The 16,597-nt window shown below is 69.4% G+C and carries 16 protein-coding genes and 1 pseudogene; 10 read left to right on the top strand and 7 right to left on the bottom strand.

Annotation, left to right across the window (positions count from 1 at the left end):
• Nucleotides 1-45 precede the first annotated feature (45 nt).
• Entirely contained in the window at nucleotides 46-690 is a 645-nt protein-coding gene (locus CLV71_RS49580) for an alpha/beta hydrolase (protein WP_243866853.1), read from the bottom strand.
• Between CLV71_RS49580 and CLV71_RS32375 the strand changes: the two are divergent.
• Nucleotides 680-1,375 (top strand): annotated as a pseudogene (locus tag CLV71_RS32375) (aminotransferase class III-fold pyridoxal phosphate-dependent enzyme); the annotation flags it as partial. The gene CLV71_RS49580 and the pseudogene CLV71_RS32375 overlap by 11 nt on opposite strands.
• A 257-nt stretch (nucleotides 1,376-1,632) precedes the next feature.
• Here the strand turns inward: CLV71_RS32375 and CLV71_RS32370 are convergent.
• From CLV71_RS32370 to CLV71_RS32345, 6 genes are all read right to left on the bottom strand, one after another.
• Complete coding sequence (locus tag CLV71_RS32370; RefSeq protein ID WP_133906681.1) at nucleotides 1,633-2,265, bottom strand: hypothetical protein; 633 nt, start codon at nucleotides 2,263-2,265, stop codon at nucleotides 1,633-1,635.
• On the bottom strand, nucleotides 2,255-2,947 hold the full coding sequence (locus CLV71_RS32365) for an FAD-dependent oxidoreductase (RefSeq protein ID WP_133906680.1): 693 nt from the start codon (nucleotides 2,945-2,947) through the stop codon (nucleotides 2,255-2,257). Before CLV71_RS32365 ends, CLV71_RS32370 begins: the two co-directional genes overlap by 11 nt.
• A gap of 29 nt (nucleotides 2,948-2,976) precedes the next feature.
• Entirely contained in the window at nucleotides 2,977-4,815 is a 1,839-nt protein-coding gene (gene fadD11, locus CLV71_RS32360) for a fatty acid--CoA ligase FadD11 (RefSeq protein WP_133906679.1), read from the bottom strand.
• A gap of 287 nt (nucleotides 4,816-5,102) precedes the next feature.
• On the bottom strand, nucleotides 5,103-5,237 hold the full coding sequence (locus CLV71_RS50205; RefSeq protein ID WP_279588769.1) for a hypothetical protein: 135 nt from the start codon (nucleotides 5,235-5,237) through the stop codon (nucleotides 5,103-5,105).
• 482 nt (nucleotides 5,238-5,719) lie between these two features.
• Nucleotides 5,720-6,574 (bottom strand): alpha/beta hydrolase, encoded by an 855-nt coding sequence (locus tag CLV71_RS32350; protein ID WP_133906678.1) that lies wholly within the window; start codon nucleotides 6,572-6,574, stop codon nucleotides 5,720-5,722.
• Nucleotides 6,571-7,386: an MBL fold metallo-hydrolase gene (locus tag CLV71_RS32345; RefSeq protein WP_166664342.1), complete on the bottom strand. Its 816-nt coding sequence runs from the start codon at nucleotides 7,384-7,386 to the stop codon at nucleotides 6,571-6,573. Before CLV71_RS32345 ends, CLV71_RS32350 begins: the two co-directional genes overlap by 4 nt.
• Before the next feature lie 75 nt (nucleotides 7,387-7,461).
• Here CLV71_RS32345 and CLV71_RS32340 point away from each other — a divergent pair, with 75 nt between their 5' ends.
• From CLV71_RS32340 to CLV71_RS32300, 9 genes are all read left to right on the top strand, one after another.
• Complete coding sequence (locus tag CLV71_RS32340) at nucleotides 7,462-7,797, top strand: winged helix-turn-helix transcriptional regulator (protein WP_133906676.1); 336 nt, start codon at nucleotides 7,462-7,464, stop codon at nucleotides 7,795-7,797.
• Nucleotides 7,798-8,382: 585 nt separating this feature from the next.
• Complete coding sequence (locus tag CLV71_RS32335; RefSeq protein WP_133906675.1) at nucleotides 8,383-9,351, top strand: histidine racemase CntK family protein; 969 nt, start codon at nucleotides 8,383-8,385, stop codon at nucleotides 9,349-9,351.
• A 132-nt stretch (nucleotides 9,352-9,483) separates the two neighbouring features.
• A complete protein-coding gene (locus tag CLV71_RS32330; protein ID WP_243866850.1) occupies nucleotides 9,484-10,185 on the top strand; it encodes a methyltransferase domain-containing protein in 702 nt (233 codons plus the stop codon).
• Nucleotides 10,182-11,516, top strand: coding sequence for an opine metallophore biosynthesis dehydrogenase (locus tag CLV71_RS32325; protein ID WP_133906673.1), 1,335 nt, complete (start codon nucleotides 10,182-10,184; stop codon nucleotides 11,514-11,516). Before CLV71_RS32330 ends, CLV71_RS32325 begins: the two co-directional genes overlap by 4 nt.
• Nucleotides 11,513-12,757, top strand: a complete 1,245-nt coding sequence (locus tag CLV71_RS32320) for an MFS transporter (protein WP_133906672.1) — start codon at nucleotides 11,513-11,515, stop codon at nucleotides 12,755-12,757. Before CLV71_RS32325 ends, CLV71_RS32320 begins: the two co-directional genes overlap by 4 nt.
• 75 nt (nucleotides 12,758-12,832) lie before the next feature.
• Nucleotides 12,833-13,906 (top strand): ABC transporter substrate-binding protein, encoded by a 1,074-nt coding sequence (locus CLV71_RS32315; RefSeq protein ID WP_133906671.1) that lies wholly within the window; start codon nucleotides 12,833-12,835, stop codon nucleotides 13,904-13,906.
• Nucleotides 13,903-14,979, top strand: a complete 1,077-nt coding sequence (locus tag CLV71_RS32310) for a FecCD family ABC transporter permease (RefSeq protein WP_133906670.1) — start codon at nucleotides 13,903-13,905, stop codon at nucleotides 14,977-14,979. The genes CLV71_RS32315 and CLV71_RS32310 overlap by 4 nt, the downstream gene beginning before the upstream one ends.
• Nucleotides 14,976-15,821: an ABC transporter ATP-binding protein gene (locus CLV71_RS32305; RefSeq protein WP_133906669.1), complete on the top strand. Its 846-nt coding sequence runs from the start codon at nucleotides 14,976-14,978 to the stop codon at nucleotides 15,819-15,821. The genes CLV71_RS32310 and CLV71_RS32305 overlap by 4 nt, the downstream gene beginning before the upstream one ends.
• Nucleotides 15,787-16,569, top strand: a complete 783-nt coding sequence (locus tag CLV71_RS32300) for a class I SAM-dependent methyltransferase (protein WP_133906668.1) — start codon at nucleotides 15,787-15,789, stop codon at nucleotides 16,567-16,569. The genes CLV71_RS32305 and CLV71_RS32300 overlap by 35 nt, the downstream gene beginning before the upstream one ends.
• The last annotated feature ends 28 nt before the right edge of the window (nucleotides 16,570-16,597 follow it).

Raw genomic sequence — 16,597 nt, 5'->3', positions numbered from 1 at the left:
GAGCTGTCGGATCCGAGCTGGGACCGTGTGGTTGACGACCTGGGCTCAGTTGGCGGGTGCGTCGGCGACTTCGGCTATCAGGGACACCACGTCGGCGAGGTCGGCTGGGGTGGTCAGGTGGCCGACGCCGGCGAAGACCCGGAGGTCGAGGTCCATGGTGCGGTGCACGGCCGGTGCCAGTCTGCGGGGTGGTAGGAACCGGTCGTGTTCTCCTACTCCTATGACACACGGCGTTTCGGTGCGACGGGCCAGTAGTCGAGCGGGTAGTGGTGGCGGGGCCAGGGTCGTACGGCAACAGGTGGCCATGAGGGCCATCCACTCCACCTCGGTCTCGGGCGGTTCCGTGCCGGGGGCGACGAACAACCGGATCATGCGGCGGGTGTGTTCGGGCGTGGGACGCAGCAACCACGTGGCTGATGCCAGCGCCAGCGTCGGGTCCACCGTGAGGCGGACGAAACCGGCGGGCGAGACCAGCGCCCGCGCCCTGATCCGGGGTGAGTCGGCGGCCAGTGCCACGGCAGCGCCCAGTGAGTTGCCCACCAGCACGATCCCGTCGGCGTGCATGGCCGTGAGGATCTCGTCGAGTACCCTGCCGTACCAGGCGAGCCGGGCCCGGCGAGGTCGACGCGGATCGCTGAGCCCGGGTTGGCCCGGTAGATCCACAATCGTGGTCGGCCAGGGTGCAGGCATACCACTGGTCCACGCCACCCCGATGCCCTACGACAACTACTTCGACGGCAAGTATCCGGACTTCCTGTACCTGGAACGGTTGCTGGACGATGCGAGTAGCGGGCTCAACGCTCCCGCGGCGGTGATCGTCGAGACAGTCCAGGGTGAGGGCGGGATCAACGTGGCTCGTTCCGAATGGCTGACCTCGCTCGCCACGCTCTGCCGCGAACACGGGATCCTGCTGATCGTGGACGACGTCCAGATGGGCTGCGGGCGCACCGGCCCGTTCTTCAGCTTCGAGGACGCGGCGATCGTGCCGGACATCGTCTGCCTGTCCAAGTCGATCAGCGGCTACGGGATGCCCATGGCACTCACGCTCGTGCGCCCGGATCTGGACGTGTGGGAGCCGGGAGAGCACAACGGCACGTTTCGTGGCAACAACCCGGCGTTCGTCACCGCGACCGCCGCGCTGCGCGCGTACTGGAGCGACGACCGGCTGGAGAAGAGCACTCTGGTCAAGGGCGAACAGGTCGAGCGGGTACTCCAGGACCTCGCCGCGGCCGTGCCCGGCAGCCTGGCGAAGGGGCGCGGACTCGCTCGAGGACTGTCCTTCGACGAGCCAGGGCTCGCGGGAAGGGTAGCGGCGGCGGCGTTCCAGCGCGGCCTGCTGGTCGAGACGTCCGGACCGGACGACGAGGTGGTGAAGGACCTGGCCCGGCAGGTTCGCTGCCCGACGCTGATCGTGCATTCCCGTGACGATCCACGCGTGCCGATCTCGCAGGCGAAGGAACTGGCCGAGCTCATCCCCGACAGCAGGCTGGTCGTGCTCGACGGTCGCAACCACCTGCTGACCGCGGACGAACCGGCATGGCCCCGGTTCCTGGACGAGCTGCACGCCTTCCTGGCTGAGGAAGATCCCAGCCACGGCTGAGCCCGGCCATTCGCGCCAGGGGGCCGGTTTCCCTATTCGCCGAGGCCGGGCGTGCGGCGGGGGGCCAGCAGGACCCGGAGGATCATGGCGGGAGTCAACAGCGTTTCGGGCCGGGCCAGCAGGTTCTGCACCCGCAACGTCTGGCGGGCCACGGGGACCGAGGTGTGGCAGGCCCGGAACACCTTGTCGAGGTAGCGGCTGACGAGGTCGGTAGCAGCCGGTCTGGGACCGGTGGTGCGGGGATCGGCGAAGTCGGCCCAGGCCGCGAGCCGCCACGGCACGTCGACCGCCCTGGCGGCTCGCCGGTAGAAGGCGCGGACCAGTCCCGGTGATGTCGGGCCGTGTCGTGTGATGGCCCGGTCAAGGGCACTGGCCTGTAGCGCCGCGGACGACATCCCGTGCGCATGGACGGGGTTGACGCTGCAGATGGCGTCGCCGAGCACGAGGAACCCCGCCGGGGTCTGCTTCAGGCCTTCCACGTGGCGGCGCAGGCTGGTGGGCATGCGGTGGGTCAGGACCGGTGATGGCGCCTCGGCCTGCGCCAGGACGTCAGCGATCAGTGGCGACGGCAGGGAGCGGGCGAAGTCCGCGTAGGCGGCAGGCTCGGTCGGGGGGCCGTCATCGTGGAAGGAGGCCAGGGTGACGATCCACCGGTCACCCTCCACCGGCACCATGATGCCGATCCGGTGGCGCGGCGCCGGGTCGTCGACCACGACGGCGGGGGAGCCCGTGTGGTCCCCGTGGTACCACGCACGTTCCGCAGGCCACGTCGATGTGGACTTCCGACACCCGCGGCGCCGGGAACCCCGTTTCGGCCAGCTGGTCGAGGAAACGGGTGTGGCGGCCGGAGCAGGCGACGACCAGGTCGGCCCGGTGAGCCACGCCGTCGACCCGCACGCCGGTCACCCGACCGTCCTCGAGCAGCAGGCCGTCCACCGCCGTCTCGTCGGCGACCGACACGTTGGGTCGCTGCCGCGACAACCGTTCGCGGATCGTTCCCTCCAGCAGCGGCCGACTCGCGGACACGGTGAGGAAGCCGGGATCAGTCGGTATCCGGTAGGCGCCGCCCTGGTGCCAGACCAACTCGGCGGCGTCCAGGGCGACCGCGCCGGCCGCGACCAACTCGTCGGTGAGGCCCGGGAACCAGCCATCCAGCAGTCTATGACCGGCGGCCAGCAGCACGTGGGCATGGCGTCCCTGCGGAACGCTCGGACGCGTGACCGCTTCCCTGGCCAGGCGGTCCCTCTCCAGGATCCGTACCCGGTCGACGTGGTCGCTCAGGACCCGGGCGGTCAGTAGACCGGCCACACCCGCGCCGATGACTATCGCGCTCGTGCCCTCACGCATGCCCTCCGCCTTCCCGGTTCGAATCCGGACTACCGAGTGGCTGAGGCAGGAACTGGTGCGAGGGGCGCCTCGGGTTCGTACGTACCCGCTCCGGGTGCGTCGCTGTACAGGGCCTCGATCTCGGCGGCGTACTTCTCCGCGACCGGCTTGCGGCGCAGCTTCGAGGTCGGGGTGAGCTCGTCGCCGCCCGGCTCCCAGAAGGTCGGCAGGATCCGGAAGCGCTTGACCTGTTCGGTTCGGGACAGCCTGTCGTTGCCCTCGGCGACTCCTGCCCTGATGCGGCGGATCACGTCCGCCTCTGCGGCGAGTGTGGCGGCCGAGGCGTCCGGCAGCGCGTGCCGGGCGGCGTAGGTGGCCGCGGTCTCGGCGTCGAGCACGACCAGCGCGGTGTTGTAGGGCCGCCGGTCGCCGATGGTGGCGATGCCGCCGATCAGGGGACACGCGGCCTTCATGACGTTCTCGATGTGTGCCGGTGACATGTTCTTTCCGGCGGCGTTGATGATGAGCTCCTTCTTGCGGTCGACGATGGTGAGGAAACCATCGTCGTCCATGGTCACCACGTCGCCGGTGTGCAGCCAGCCGTCGCCGTCGACCGCCTCGGCGGTCTTCGCGGGCTCCCCGCGGTAGCCCTTCATCACCAGTGGTCCCCGTACGAGGAGCTCACCGTCCTGCGCGATCCTGCCCTCCATCCCGGTCACCAGCCGGCCCACGGTGCCCAGCCGGTGCTCGGCAGGCGACACCACGCTGGCCACACAGCTCAGCTCGGACATGCCCCACAGCTCCGTGATCGGGACGCCGAGCCCGCTGAAGAAGGCCAGCACCTCCTTCGGGATCGGCGCCGCACCGGAGACCGCCCACCGCAGCCGGTCCAGCCCCACCCTGGCGCGCAGCCCGGACAGGACCAGCTCGTCCGCCTTCGCGTACTCGGCACGCTGTTCCGCGGACAGCTCCACCCCGGTCAGCCCGGCCTCGGCCTTGCGGGCCGCGACACCCAGCGCCCACGCCAGCCCCTGCCGTCGGGCCTCGTCCGGCTCGGCCGCCACCGCGGCCTCGACACCCGCCCTGAGCTTCTCCCACACGCGGGGCACCGCGCCCCAGATGGTCGGCCGGCAGTCGGCAAGAGCCGCGGCGATCTGCCGCGCGTCGGGCACCACGGTGATCTGCGTGCCCAGCACCTCATGGAGGTAGAGACAGAACACCCGGTCCGCGATGTGTGCCGACGGCAGGAATGACGTGATCCGGTCGCCGAACTCCACCGGCAGCACGTCGGTGACCGCGAACACCTCGAACAGCAGGTTCTCGTGCGTCATCTCCACGCCCTTGGGCTCACCGGTCGTGCCCGAGGTGTAGATCAGCGTCAACACGTCGTCCGGCTCGACCGCCCGCCAGGCCGCGTCGAAGTCGAAGCCAGGCGAACCGCGGCCGACCAGCTCCTCGACGGTGATGGTGCCCTCAGGCGCGCCGTCGACGCACACCACGTGCTCGACCGGAGCCCCGGACCTCCGGACGCGGTCGACGTACTGTGCCTCACACACCACGACCTTCGCGCCGGCGTTGGTGAGCACATGGGCCAACTGCTCGGCGGACGACGTGTTGTACACCGAGAACGACGCGGCACCGAGATGCTGCGCCCCGACTTCGAGGGGGTAGAACTCCATCCGGTTGGCCATCATCAGCGCGACGGTGTCTCCCCTGCCGACACCGAGTGCGCTCAATCCCGCGGCCACTCCTCGAACCTCATCCGCGTACTCCCGCCAGCTCAGGGTCCGCGTGCCGCCGACCGTGCGCAGTGCGACCGCGTCCGGCGCCACGGCCGCGGCCCGCTGGAACGCTTCGCAGAACGTCCTGGGCCGCTTCGGACCGGCCACCGGACCACGTCCGAGAGCGGCTCTCTCGGCGCCGACGGCCGTCGTACCGGTGTCCGTGTGGATACTCAATCCAGTCCTCCCGTTCGACGCCCGGACCGTGGTGGACCGGGACCGTTCAATCGTCGGGGCTGTCCGGGGCCGACGCTTGGGCGAAGTCTGAGGAACCCATGAGGAAGTACTGAGTTCGGTGTACTGGCTGGAAAGAAAGTCAGTCGCCAGTAAGTCGGTGGCTCTAACAGCATTGGCGGGGAACGCCAGAAGACCCAAACCCGACAACACTTGCAGGATCACGCGTTGTGGCCGTTCGTCGAGCGTGGATACGAGGCGACGACGGTGGAGCGGATCGCGGCCGCGGTGTCGCTCATGATGTTCTTCCGGTACTTCCAGACCCAAGGAAGACGCGGTGCCAGTGCGTTGTCCACCGACGATCACCGGTTTGGCGACACGCCGACGTTGGACGGCCAGGACATCGGGGTGGCGGTTGTTGGCACTGCGCCAGCGCAGGTAGGTGAGCATTTTCCGGCCAGTGCTGGGTGGTCGGAGCTGGCCATAGTGAACCGGCCCAATGCCGTTGCAGGTGTTGCCGCACGATCCTCACTGCAGCGACCGCAGGAATCCGGCTGTCCACCGCTGTGGGTTTGGGCCGGGCCTGGAGCCGTGCCGCAACCTGATCGGCGGTCGCGGCACGGTAGCCGTGCTGGGCTATCTCCCGGGACACGATCGACGCATCACGCCCTTTCCCGTAGGCCGTGCGGGAGCAGCTCTGGACGACCGGGTACGCCGGACCACCATGGACGAACTCGCACGCGCGACCGGTCTCGGCAAGGGCAGCCTCTACGGCGCTGGCTCTGGTGTTCCACAGTGGACATGACCGGGAAAGCACCGGCGGAATATGGCAGGCAGGTCACAGATGCTTGCCGAGGAACTCCACCGTGGCCTCGGCTGCCTGGCCGACGTACGGCTCGACGTCGTACAGGTCGATGTGGACTGTCGTGTCCAGCCAACGGATTTCCGCCGGGCCAGGGGTACGCTCGGACAGCGCCTTGGCCAGGTCCGGCGAGCAGAACGCGTCCTCGACGCCGTGCACCACAAGCAGCGGTGTGGCACGCAGCAGGTCCGCCGCGCCCAGCACGTCGAGCGTCATCAGCGAGTGCAGCGACCCCCTGGTCACCTCGTTGCGCCAGTGCGGCGACGCCGATCGGTCCGTGCCGTAGTACGCGTACGGCTCGTCGCCGGGCATGGCGGCCTCGCCGGACAGCGCCACCGCGGGCAGAAACTCGTCGTACCGGTCGAGCATGCCGCGCAACGCGGCCCGGTACGTCTCGATTCCCATGCCCTCGGCGAAGGCCGCCGGGCTGTTGTACGCGCCCGCGATCCCCGCGACGGCCCGCACCCGGGGGTCGACCGCCGCCGCCTTGACCGCGTAGCCGCCGCCGAGACACACGCCGACCAGGCCGAGGCGCGCCGGGTCGACCTCGGCCCGCGCGGCCAGGAACCCGACCGCGGCACGGAGATCGGCGAGCTTGCCCTGGCTGTCCTCGTGCTGACGGCGGCCGCCGCTCTCGCCGAAGCCGCGGTGGTCGAACGCCAGCGTGACCAGCCCGGCCGCCGTGAGCCGCTCGGCGTAGGTCGCGACGACCTGCTCCTTGACGCCGGTGAACGGGCCGGTCAACGCGACCGCGGCGAACGGGCCCGCGCTGTCGGGGACGCGCAGGTCGCCGACCAGCTCGATGCCGTCGCTGTCGAACGCGACTCTCATGCGGCCAACTCCTCGGCGACCGCGTCGGCGCCGTGGGCGACCAGCCAGGCGAGCGGCGCGTCGGGCAGCAGGTGGGTCATGGTGGCGGTCAGCTCCTGTTTCTGCGCGTCGGTCAGCCGGTCGGCGCCCGCGGCCAGCTCGCGCACGCGGTCGCGGTAGGCGCGGAGGTACTTCTGTTGGCGGGCGAGCAAACCGACGTCTCCCGGCGCGCCGTGGCCGGGATAGAGCGGCAGCCCGGCCAGGTCGGTCACCAGGCGGTCGAGCGTGGTCAGCCACCGCGCGGAGTGGCCGTCGGCGGTGTAGGAGTGGACGCCGTCGAAGGCGAGGTCGCCGACGAACGCGAGCCGCTCCCCGCCGGACTCGACGATCAGGTACGAGTCGGCGTGGCTCTCGGCGGGGCCGACGTCGTGCAGGGACACGCGCAGGTCGCCGAACGCGACGCCCTCGGCTGGTGCGGGATCGGGCACACGGTGGCGGTCGGGCCACTCGTCGCCGTAGGTCGGCTGCCACTGGGCGCGTTTGTCGTCGGCGCTCTCCTTGACGACCTGCGCCACGGCGGCCGTCGAGTACACGGGCACGTCCTCGCTCACCACGTAGGGCAGGCCGTTGAAGTGGTCGGGATGCGGGTGGGTCACGAACGCGGCGAGCACGGGCAGGCCGGTCGCCGTGATCCGGTCGGCGAGGGCGCGGGCATCGGACACGAGCAGCCCGGCGTCGATCAGCACGACGCCGTCGCCGGTCGTCACGATGTGGCTGTTCACGAGGATCCCGGCCTCGCCAGCCGTGTACGTTTCCACCGTCAGGTTGTTCACGGCGGCGACAGTAGGCCGGTGCCGGGGCAGCCCACCAGAAGGCACTTCGCGGTGCCCATCCCGGGAGGTGCCCCGATGGCCCTGATGATCCCCGACGTGCTTGAGGAGAGCTGTGCTACGCGCCAGGCACTGGAACGCCTGGCCGCCAAGTGGCGCGTGCTGCTCGTCTACGCACTGCTGGCCGGTCCCCAACGCCACGCGGAACTGCGCAAGCGCCTGCCGGACATCACGCAGAAGGTGCTGACGGAAACCCTGCGCGGCATGACCGCCGACGGCCTGGTCGAACGCCGTGTCATCAAGGACACCGCACCGCAGCACGTCGAGTACGCCCTGACCGAACTGGGCAAGACCCTCCAGGCCCCACTGGCCGCGATCTGCGACTGGGCCATCCAGCACCAGCCCACCCCCTGAACACAGGGACGAGGCCGAGGCGGCGTGCTCATCGGACGAAACCGACGACCCGCCCCGGACGACGAGATCTCGTCGTCGTGGGGCTGCGCGGCGGACCGACACTTCCCGATCGCTCCGAGGAAGGTGTCTTGTGGCGATTTCTCGTTCCGCGTTCCGGCATGCTGCCCGCACACCGTGCGAACGATCCAGCATGCTCACTGACCTGCTCAAACGCCAACCCCACCACACGCTCAAGGAACTCCCGCGAGTACCTCTTCCCGTTCCCGGCCATGATCCACATCCTCACTCAACGAGTGAGCCTCCATCAAACCCGGAGCGGTTCAAGGTTTGGTCTGGGTCTGGCCGATATAGGGCACTCCCGGACGACTTCGAGTCACGCTGGAGTGATTTGTGGCTTGCATCACAATTTCGACTCTGGGGAACTTGATCACTGCTCTGAGCGACCATGACTCGTGTCATTGACCGCTGATCTCGCAATGTGGTCTTGCCGGGTGGATCGAGCATTCGGGCGGGGTGCTGCTCTCGGGGGCGCCACGCCGGGGACTGGTCCCGCCGGGAGATGACTGCGGGTTCTGGGAGGACTCGGTGGTGGACGACCTCATTCGTGGTGTCGGGCTGTTCCCGTCCGGCGATGTGCGAACCCGGCACGGCCTGGCACGCGTTGCGAAGCCGGGTCTCGGTCTGCCGGCGCCGGCATTTCCTGTGGAGCAGGTGTCAGTCGACCGGGAGGTCGACTTTGTGAAGTTGAGTCCTACACAGAACATGACTGTCCTGGTGCGGACCGAGTACCCGGAGTGGGAGTTCCAGGATATCGCCAGGAAGATCATGGCTTACGAACATCTGCACGCCGAACAGGTCGGGTTCGTGCGGAAACCGGTGTCGGCCAGCGTGGACTCCGGCCTGCGCATGGCCGGTGGTGAGTTCTGCGGCAACGCGTGCATGGCGTTGGCGGTTCTGGTCGCGTTCGAGAGGAATGTGGAAACCGGCGGCGAGGTGGACGTGGTGCTGGAGGCGGGTGGCGTGGCGGACGTCGTCAGGTGCCATGTCGTGAGGCGGTACCACGACTACGTTTGTCGGCTCGGCGTGCCGGTGCCGGTCGTGGTGGAGGACCGTGCCCCGGCGGACGGTGTCGGTGAGGTGTCGGCCTTCTTCTCGTATGGGGATTCGCTGCATGTGGTGATCGAGGCCAGGCGGCTCGATCGGTCTGCCAGGAAGGGGGCGCAGGCCCTGGCGCGGCGGCTCGCCGGGAGTCGGGATGTGTGTCTTGTCGGGGTCATGTTGTACGAGCCGGACGCGAATCGGTTGACCCCGCTCGTCCATGTGCCGTCCCTGGGCAGCATGGTCTGGGAACGGGGGTGTGGATCGGGTGCCGCGTCGCTGGGGGCGTACCTGGCCCGCAAGCACAACGCGTCCGTTGTCGCGGATGTCGTCCAGCCTGGCGGCGCGATGCGGGTGCGGGCGGACTACGAGCGCGGTCGCGTGACCGGGATCGAGGTCGAGGGTTCGGTCAGGATCGTGGCTGAGGGAAAAGCGTACTTACCTGCAGGCGACTGATACCGATCGGACGATTGCGCGGGCGGGAGGGAAATGTGCACGACTGACCTGCGGCGGTTGATGGACGAGTATTTGGCGAGACTGCAGGATGCGGCCGCGCGGTACGACGGGACGACGCGCCACAGTGCGGAGATGGAACGGATGGTGGGCGACTATTCGCGGTTCGTCACCGACCTCCGCCATCATGAGGCGTGGGACGCGCTCGTGTGTGAAGGTGCCGATGATTTCGCGAGTCTCGTAACCGAGCTGAGGACGCGGTCCGCGCGTTGTGCGGCGATCATGGAGAAGTACCGGGCGCTCCACCTCCTGCGGGGCCGTGCCGAGTCCGCCGGGTACTTCGACAATGTCGAGGCCTGCATCGAGGAGGAGTTCGGGACCTTTCGGCTGACCTCCGAGGCGAAGGTCCTGCTCGTCGGTTCGGGCTCGTTCCCGATGTCTCCGCTGCTCATCGCCAGGCGCACCGGCGCCAGTGTGGTCGGTGTCGACATCGACGCCGAAGCCGTGGAGCTCGGCCGGCAGGTTGTGTCGACGGTGGGGAAAGACCTGGACATCAGGCTGGAGAAAACGCCGGTGCGAGATCTTCCGTTCACTGGGGAGGCCTCCCACGTGATCTTCAGTTCGACCGTGTCGGTGAAATACGACCTGCTGGCCGAGATGCACGCGTCGACCCGTGCTGACGTGGTCGTGGCCATGCGGTACGGCGATCATCTGAAATCCCTGTTCAACTACCCGATGCGGGAGGTCGACCCGCGCAAGTGGCAGCTGGCCGAGAACGTGCTTCGGCCTAAGCACATTTTCGACATCGCGTTGTACCGGAAGACAGGGCGGGGATGAACGACTTCGAGCGGGTTCTGATCGCGGGTACCGGACCGACCTCGCTGCAACTGGCGGTGATGGTGAAGGACCGTCCGGGCAGCGTGGTCGCGATCGCGGGGCGGAAGTCGGTTCGTTCGGACGGGTTCTTCTTGGCGTTTCGGGAGAGCGACCGCAAGGTCAGGGTGGACGTCCAGAACGACAAGAACCGCGGCGCGGCGGGTGAATGTGTGGTCGACGAACTGTTCCAGGGTTTTGAGACCGTGGCGGGTGAGTGGCGCATGCTTGTCCTGGCGGTGACCGCGGACGCGTACACACACGTGCTGCGTCAGCTCGATGACCGGGTCCTGGCGCGTGTCCGTTGCGTTGTCCTGGTGTCTCCCACCTTCGGGTCCAACAGCCTCGTGCGGAACTTCCTGACGAGCCAAGGGCTGAATGCCGAGGTGATCAGCTTCTCCAGCTACCTCGGAGACACCCGGTGGCCGGAAGGAGTGCCCGCGGACCGTGTCCTGACCGCGGCGGTCAAGAAGCGGCTGTACATCGGCTCGAGCCGGGGCCAGTCGGCGAACCTGGACCTGCTGTGCGAGATGCACCATCGGCTGGGCGTCGCCATGGAGGTCGTGGACGACCCGGTGGAGGCGGAGACCAGGAACATCTCCCTGTACGTCCACCCGGCATTGTTCATGAACGACATCGCGCTCAACGCGGTCTTCTTCGAGACCGAGCCGGTCAAGTACGTGTACAAGCTGGTGCCGGAGGGGCCGGTCGCGCCGTCGCTGGTCCACGAGATGGTGGCCCAGTGGAAGGAGCTGACGGAGATCTGTCGCCAGATGGGCGTGCCGGGCGTGAACCTGCTGCGGTTCATGGTCGACGACAGCTATCCGGTTCGCGAGGAGAGTATCTCGCGCCGGGACGTCGAGCGGTTCGAGCGGCTGCCGTCGATCCACCAGGAGTACCTGGTCTACGTCCGCTACGCGTCGCTGCTGGTCGACCCGTTCTCCGAACCCGACGCGGACGGCAGGTACTTCGACTTCTCGGCCATCCCCATCCGCCGGGTCTTCGTGGACGGCGCGGGCCGGTGGGAGGTGCCGAGGATGCCGAAGGAGGACTACTACCGGACCAAGGTGATCCAGGGTGTCGCGCGGCACATGGGCGTGGCGTGTCCGACGATCGACACGCTCATCGCCCGATACGAGCACGCACTCGAGGACGCCGGCCGTGCGCACACGGACCGTCCACTGTCGGACGCGTTCGTGGTGCGTGACTTCCGCGAGGATGTCGCCATGATCTGCGACGAGATCGGGAAAGCCCGCGGGGATCGCCGAGCCGACATGGGGAGGCCGACCACGTGACCCAGCAAGCAGACCGTGCCGACTCGACGAAGCCAACCGGCTCGTCACCTGCGGACGAGCCGCGCAGTGACTGGCGCATCGCCGGCGCGGTGTTCCCGACCTTGTTCGCGTCCGTGCTGGGACTGTTGCCGTTCACCGTGTACAGCACGTTCCTGGTGTCGATCGCCGACGCAGTGGGGGACGGGGACGCGGCCGTCGGCGCGTTGCGCGGCCTGGGCGGGATCGGCGCCGTCGTGGTCGGCGTGGCGGTGGCGCCGCTGATCGGGGCGGTGGCACCGGGCCGGGTCGCGGCGTGGGGGTTGGTGCTGCTCGCTGCGGCAGCGCTGGTCGGGACGGTCGCCTGGCTTCCCGCGCTGGCGGCGTTCTGTCTCCTGGTGGGTGTGTCGAACGCGGTGCTCTACCCGGCGTTGACCACTGCGGCGGCCGACCGGTTCGGGACGGGGCCGAACGCGACAAGGGCCGCGACACTGGTGACGGCGACGAAGACGCTGGCGGCGACCCTGGTCGCGCCCCTCGTCGCGCTGCCCGCGCTCTGGTGGGGCTGGCGAGGGGACCTGATCGCCATCGCGGTGGTGGCGGTGGTGCTGACCCCGGTCCTGCTTCGGTACGGGCGGGAACGGCACGTCGACGAGACCGCACCCCGCCACGGCTACTTCGGAGCGTTCCGCGCGTTGGCGGCGGTACCGGGGGCCCGGGCCCTGCTGCTGGTGTCGTTCGGGCAGGCCGCGGCCTTCCAGGGGTACCTCGCTTACCTGGCCGCGTTCTACGCCGACGAGTTCGGCCTGTCGCCCAGCGTGTTCGCGTTCGTCTGGACCCTGAGCGGAGGGTCGTTCTTCCTCGGCAACCTGGTCGCCGGGCGGGTTGTGAACGCGACCGAGTCGGACGGGCGGGCCGTTCGCGCGCTGCACGTGTTCCTCACGGTGGCCCTGGTCTCGCTGTTCGGCGTGTTCCTGGCACCCACTCTGCCGTTGGCGCTGACCGCCACGGCGATCCTGTCGGCAAGCCACGCGGTCGGCGTCGCGGCCGTCGTGACCTTGCTGGTGCGCCGCGCCGGCACCCTGCGGGGGACGGCACTGGCCGTCAACGCCTCCGGCATGAGCATGGGCCTGTTCCTCGGTGCGGCCGCCGGCGGCGTCGGTCTGGCGGCCGGGGGCTACCTGGCCGCCGCCGCCGTCTTCGGCGTGTTCACCGCGCTGTCGGTAGTCGCCGCCCTGACTGTCAGACAACGCGGCCGGACGTGAAACGCCGGGAACTTACCGCGCTCCACAAACGACCATGTGGCGTACTGGGGCCGTGACGAGATCTGGAGGTTGTCGATGACTGGTCGCACGGCGGGACTACCCGGCCGACGCCGTACCGCGCCACTGATGGCGGCATTGTTCCTGGTGCCCGTGCTGACCGTCGGATGCGCCGACAGCAACACCCCGTCGAACGCGGATGGTGCGGCGGCTTCGGACCACTACCCGGTCACCGTCGAGAACTGTGGTCGCCAGGTGACCTTCGACAAGGCGCCCAGTCGCGTCTACCTCGGGTTCCAGTCGGCGGCCGAGCTGTTCTTCGCCCTCGGGCTCGGTGACCGGGCGATCGCCCAGATCAAGCCGATGGACCCGCCGCTGCCAGCGCAGAAAGCCGACTTCGACCGCGTGCCGGACGAGTCACCCGACGCCTACGTCCCGGTCGGCAAGGAGCAGATGTTCGCGCTGCGTCCCGACATGCTCTTCGCGTACGTCAACTCCGAGTACGGCGGACCCGACGAGCTGGCCCAGGGACTGGCCACGGTCGAGGACCTACAGGGCATCGGGGCGCAGGTGTACGCCCTGGTGTGTCCCGACGAGAACCCGGTCCAGACCGCGTTCACCTACCGCGCCCTCACCGACCTCGGCAAGATCTTCGACATCGAGGACAAGGCGAAGGCGGTGGTCGACGACATGAAGGCACGCATCGCCGACGTCCAGCGGCGGGTCGCGGGCAAGGAACCGGTCCCGGTCTTCTACTACTACGGCGGCGAAGGCCCGATCATGACCGGGTCCAAGGACGCCTTCGTCAACGAGGTGATCACCCTGGCGGGTGGGAAGAACGTCTTCGGCGACACCGGCGGCGGACGCCGCGGGTTCATGGACGTCTCGCTGGAGAAGGTGGCCGCCACCGACCCCGCGGTCTTCCTGGTGGGCGCCAGCCCCAACGACGACACGGATGTCAAGGCCGGCACCGACTACCTGTACCGCACGTTCCCGGACATGAAGGCCAGCAAGGACCGGAAGGTCGTCCTGACCTACGACACCGCGAACACGCCGGGGTGGCGGTTCGTCGACGTGATCGAGGACCTCGCCAGGACGCTGCACCCGGACGCGTTCGCCGACGCACCGCCCACGTCATCGGGGACGCGGTGACCTCGTCCGTCACGGGTACCGAACGGCCGGCCGAGGCGCGCGGCAGGCCCGCGTTGCTGGTGGTGGGCCTGGTGGTCGCGGTCCTGGCCAGTGTGGCGCTCGCGACCTGTCTCGGTCCCGTGATGGTGCCGTTGCGCGACACCATGCAGACCGTGCTCTATCACATCTCCTCGGACTGGTTCGCCAAACCGGCCGATCCCGTGTACGCCCAGATCGTGTGGCAGTTCCGGCTGCCGCGCGCGTTGCTCGGCGCGGTGGTCGGCGCGGGCCTGGCCGTGGTGGGCGTCGTGCTGCAGGCGGTGGTGCGCAACCCCCTGGCCGATCCCTATCTCCTCGGGGTCTCCTCGGGAGCCTCGTTCGGTGCCGTGCTGGTGCTGGTGATCGGTTCCTCGGCCGCCGCGGGGCTCGGGCTGTCGTCGTCCGCGTTCGCGGGTGCGCTGATCGCGACGCTGCTGGTGTACCTGCTGGCTCAGCGCGCGGGGCGGGTGACCCCGTTCCGGTTGATCCTGGCCGGGGTGTCGCTGGCGTACCTGTTCCAGGCGCTCTACGGGCTGTTGCTGTTGCACGCCAGCCCTTACGACGTGCAGGGTGTACTGGTCTGGCTGTTCGGCAGCCTCGGCGCCACCTCCTGGAGTGACGTGGGCATTCCCGCCGCGGGTGTGGTCGCGGGCCTGGTGTACCTGCTCACGCAGGCCAGGCCGTTGAACTCGCTGCTGGCAGGTGAGGAGACGGCGGTCGCCCTCGGGCTGGACGTCGCCCGGTTCCGGGTGCGGATGCTCGTGGTGACGTCGTTGATGGTCGGGGTGATGGTCGCCGTCAGCGGCGCGATCGCGTTCGTCGGGTTGATCATCCCGCACCTGTGCCGGCTTGTCGTCGGTGCCGACCACCGGCGGCTGCTGCCGGTCGCGGCGCTGACCGGCGCGGCGTTCCTGGTCCTGATGGACCTCGCCGCCCGCACTGTCCTCGCGCCGACCGAGCTGCCGTTGTCGATCGTCACCGCCGTGTTCGGGGTGCCGTTCTTCATCTGGTTGCTGCGCCAGCGTGAGGCAGGACGGGAGGCGCGGTTCGGGTGAGGTCGCACAACGGGTCAGCACCGCAGGTCGTCGTCGACGGTGTGTCCGTCACGCTGGACACTTCCACGATCGTGTCCGAGGCGACGCTGACGATCGGCGCGGGGGAGATGGTCGGCGTCGTCGGACCGAACGGCAGCGGGAAGTCCACACTGCTGCGGGTCATCTACCGCGCACTGCGGCCCTCGGCCGGTGCGGTGCGGGTCGACGGCTCCGACGTGTGGTCCCTGAGCGCTCGCCAGTCCGCGCAGCGGACCGCCGTGGTCGTCCAGGAGAGCGGGAGCGACTTCTCCCTCACGGTCGCCGACGTGGTCGCGATGGGTCGCAACCCGCACAAGGGCCCGCTGGACCGCGACAACCGCGACGACCGCGACATCTGCGCGCAGGCGCTCGCCAGGACCGGCACCACCGAGCTGGCGACACGCGACTTCGACACGCTGTCCGGCGGGGAGAAACAGCGGGTGCTGCTGGCCAGGGCCCTGGCACAGCAGCCACGACTGCTGGTGCTGGACGAGCCGACCAACCACCTCGACATCCGCTACCAGCTGGACCTGCTCGACCTGATCCGCACGCTCGGCGTGACCACACTGACCGTCATGCACGACCTCACCCTCGCGGTCGGGCACTGCGACCGCGTGTACGTCCTGCACGGCGGCCGGATCGTCGCGGACGGGCCACCGGCCGACGTGCTCACCCCGGACCTGGTGGCCGAGGTCTTCGGCGTCCGGTGCCACCGGTGGGTCGACCCCGGCACCGGCCAGGCACATCTAGGGTTCTCCCGGCTGACCGATCAACCAGGAAGGAAGGTTCGTGACCGCCCCGAATCAGACCAACCCGTCGCCTGACCTGCTCGCCAGGTGGGACGTCCAGCAGACCGCCTACATCCAGGACCGCGACCGGGTGTACGAGGTGATGTTCGAGGTGCTCACCCACCTGTGCCCGGCCGAGGACCTGGCGGCGCTGGACCTGGCCTGCGGGCCGGGGGCGATCAGCGACCGGCTGCTCCGGCGCCTGCCCAAGGCCAGGTCGGTGGCCGTCGACGTCGACCCGGTGCTGCTGGCGATCGGACAGGCCGCGCTGGGCGACGTGGCCGGCCGGCTCCGGTGGGTCCGGGCCGACCTGCGTGACCAGGACTGGACGGACGCGCTCGGCGCCGACGGTGCGGACGGGACCTTCGACGCGGTGCTGTCCAGCACGGCGCTGCACTGGCTGGACCCCGCGACACTCGTCGCGACCTACCGCCGCGCGTACCGGCTCCTGCGTCCCGGCGGGGTCCTGCTCAACGCCGACTACCTCCCGCACCCCGAGGGGAGCAGGCTGCGCGCCGCCTGCGACGCGATCGCGCTGGAGCGGCGCAACGGCGCGCTCGCAGGCGGTGCCGAGTCCTGGGAGACGTGGTGGGAGGCCGTGGCGGCCGAACCGGCGCTGGCCGGCGCGCGCGCCCAACGCGCCACGCTGTGGCCCGAGGGCGCGCGGGACTGGACCGGCGCCACGCACCACTTCCACGAGTCCGCCCTCCGCGAGGCCGGGTTCGGCGAGACGGGCGTGGTCTGGCAGGACCTCCAGCAACGCGTCGTCGCCGCACTCCTCTGACGGGGCACGGGGTGCCGTGCCTGTCGTG

This window comes from Actinophytocola oryzae (assembly GCF_004364325.1).
In the GTDB taxonomy this organism is placed as follows: domain Bacteria; phylum Actinomycetota; class Actinomycetes; order Mycobacteriales; family Pseudonocardiaceae; genus Actinophytocola; species Actinophytocola oryzae.
Note: the sequence above shows the minus strand (reverse complement) of the source record. Positions and strands in the feature narration are given on the sequence as shown.

Excerpts from the sequence above, each read along its gene's own strand:
- CLV71_RS49580 (WP_243866853.1), bottom strand. The coding sequence starts at position 690 with ATGCCTGCACCCTGGCCGACCACGATTGTGGATCTACCGGGCCAACCC.
- CLV71_RS32365 (WP_133906680.1), bottom strand. The coding sequence starts at position 2,947 with ATGCGTGAGGGCACGAGCGCGATAGTCATCGGCGCGGGTGTGGCCGGT.
- CLV71_RS32350 (WP_133906678.1), bottom strand. The coding sequence starts at position 6,574 with ATGAGAGTCGCGTTCGACAGCGACGGCATCGAGCTGGTCGGCGACCTG.
- CLV71_RS32340 (WP_133906676.1), top strand. The coding sequence starts at position 7,462 with ATGGCCCTGATGATCCCCGACGTGCTTGAGGAGAGCTGTGCTACGCGC.
- CLV71_RS32330 (WP_243866850.1), top strand. The coding sequence starts at position 9,484 with ATGGAACGGATGGTGGGCGACTATTCGCGGTTCGTCACCGACCTCCGC.
- CLV71_RS32325 (WP_133906673.1), top strand. The coding sequence starts at position 10,182 with ATGAACGACTTCGAGCGGGTTCTGATCGCGGGTACCGGACCGACCTCG.
- CLV71_RS32315 (WP_133906671.1), top strand. The coding sequence starts at position 12,833 with ATGACTGGTCGCACGGCGGGACTACCCGGCCGACGCCGTACCGCGCCA.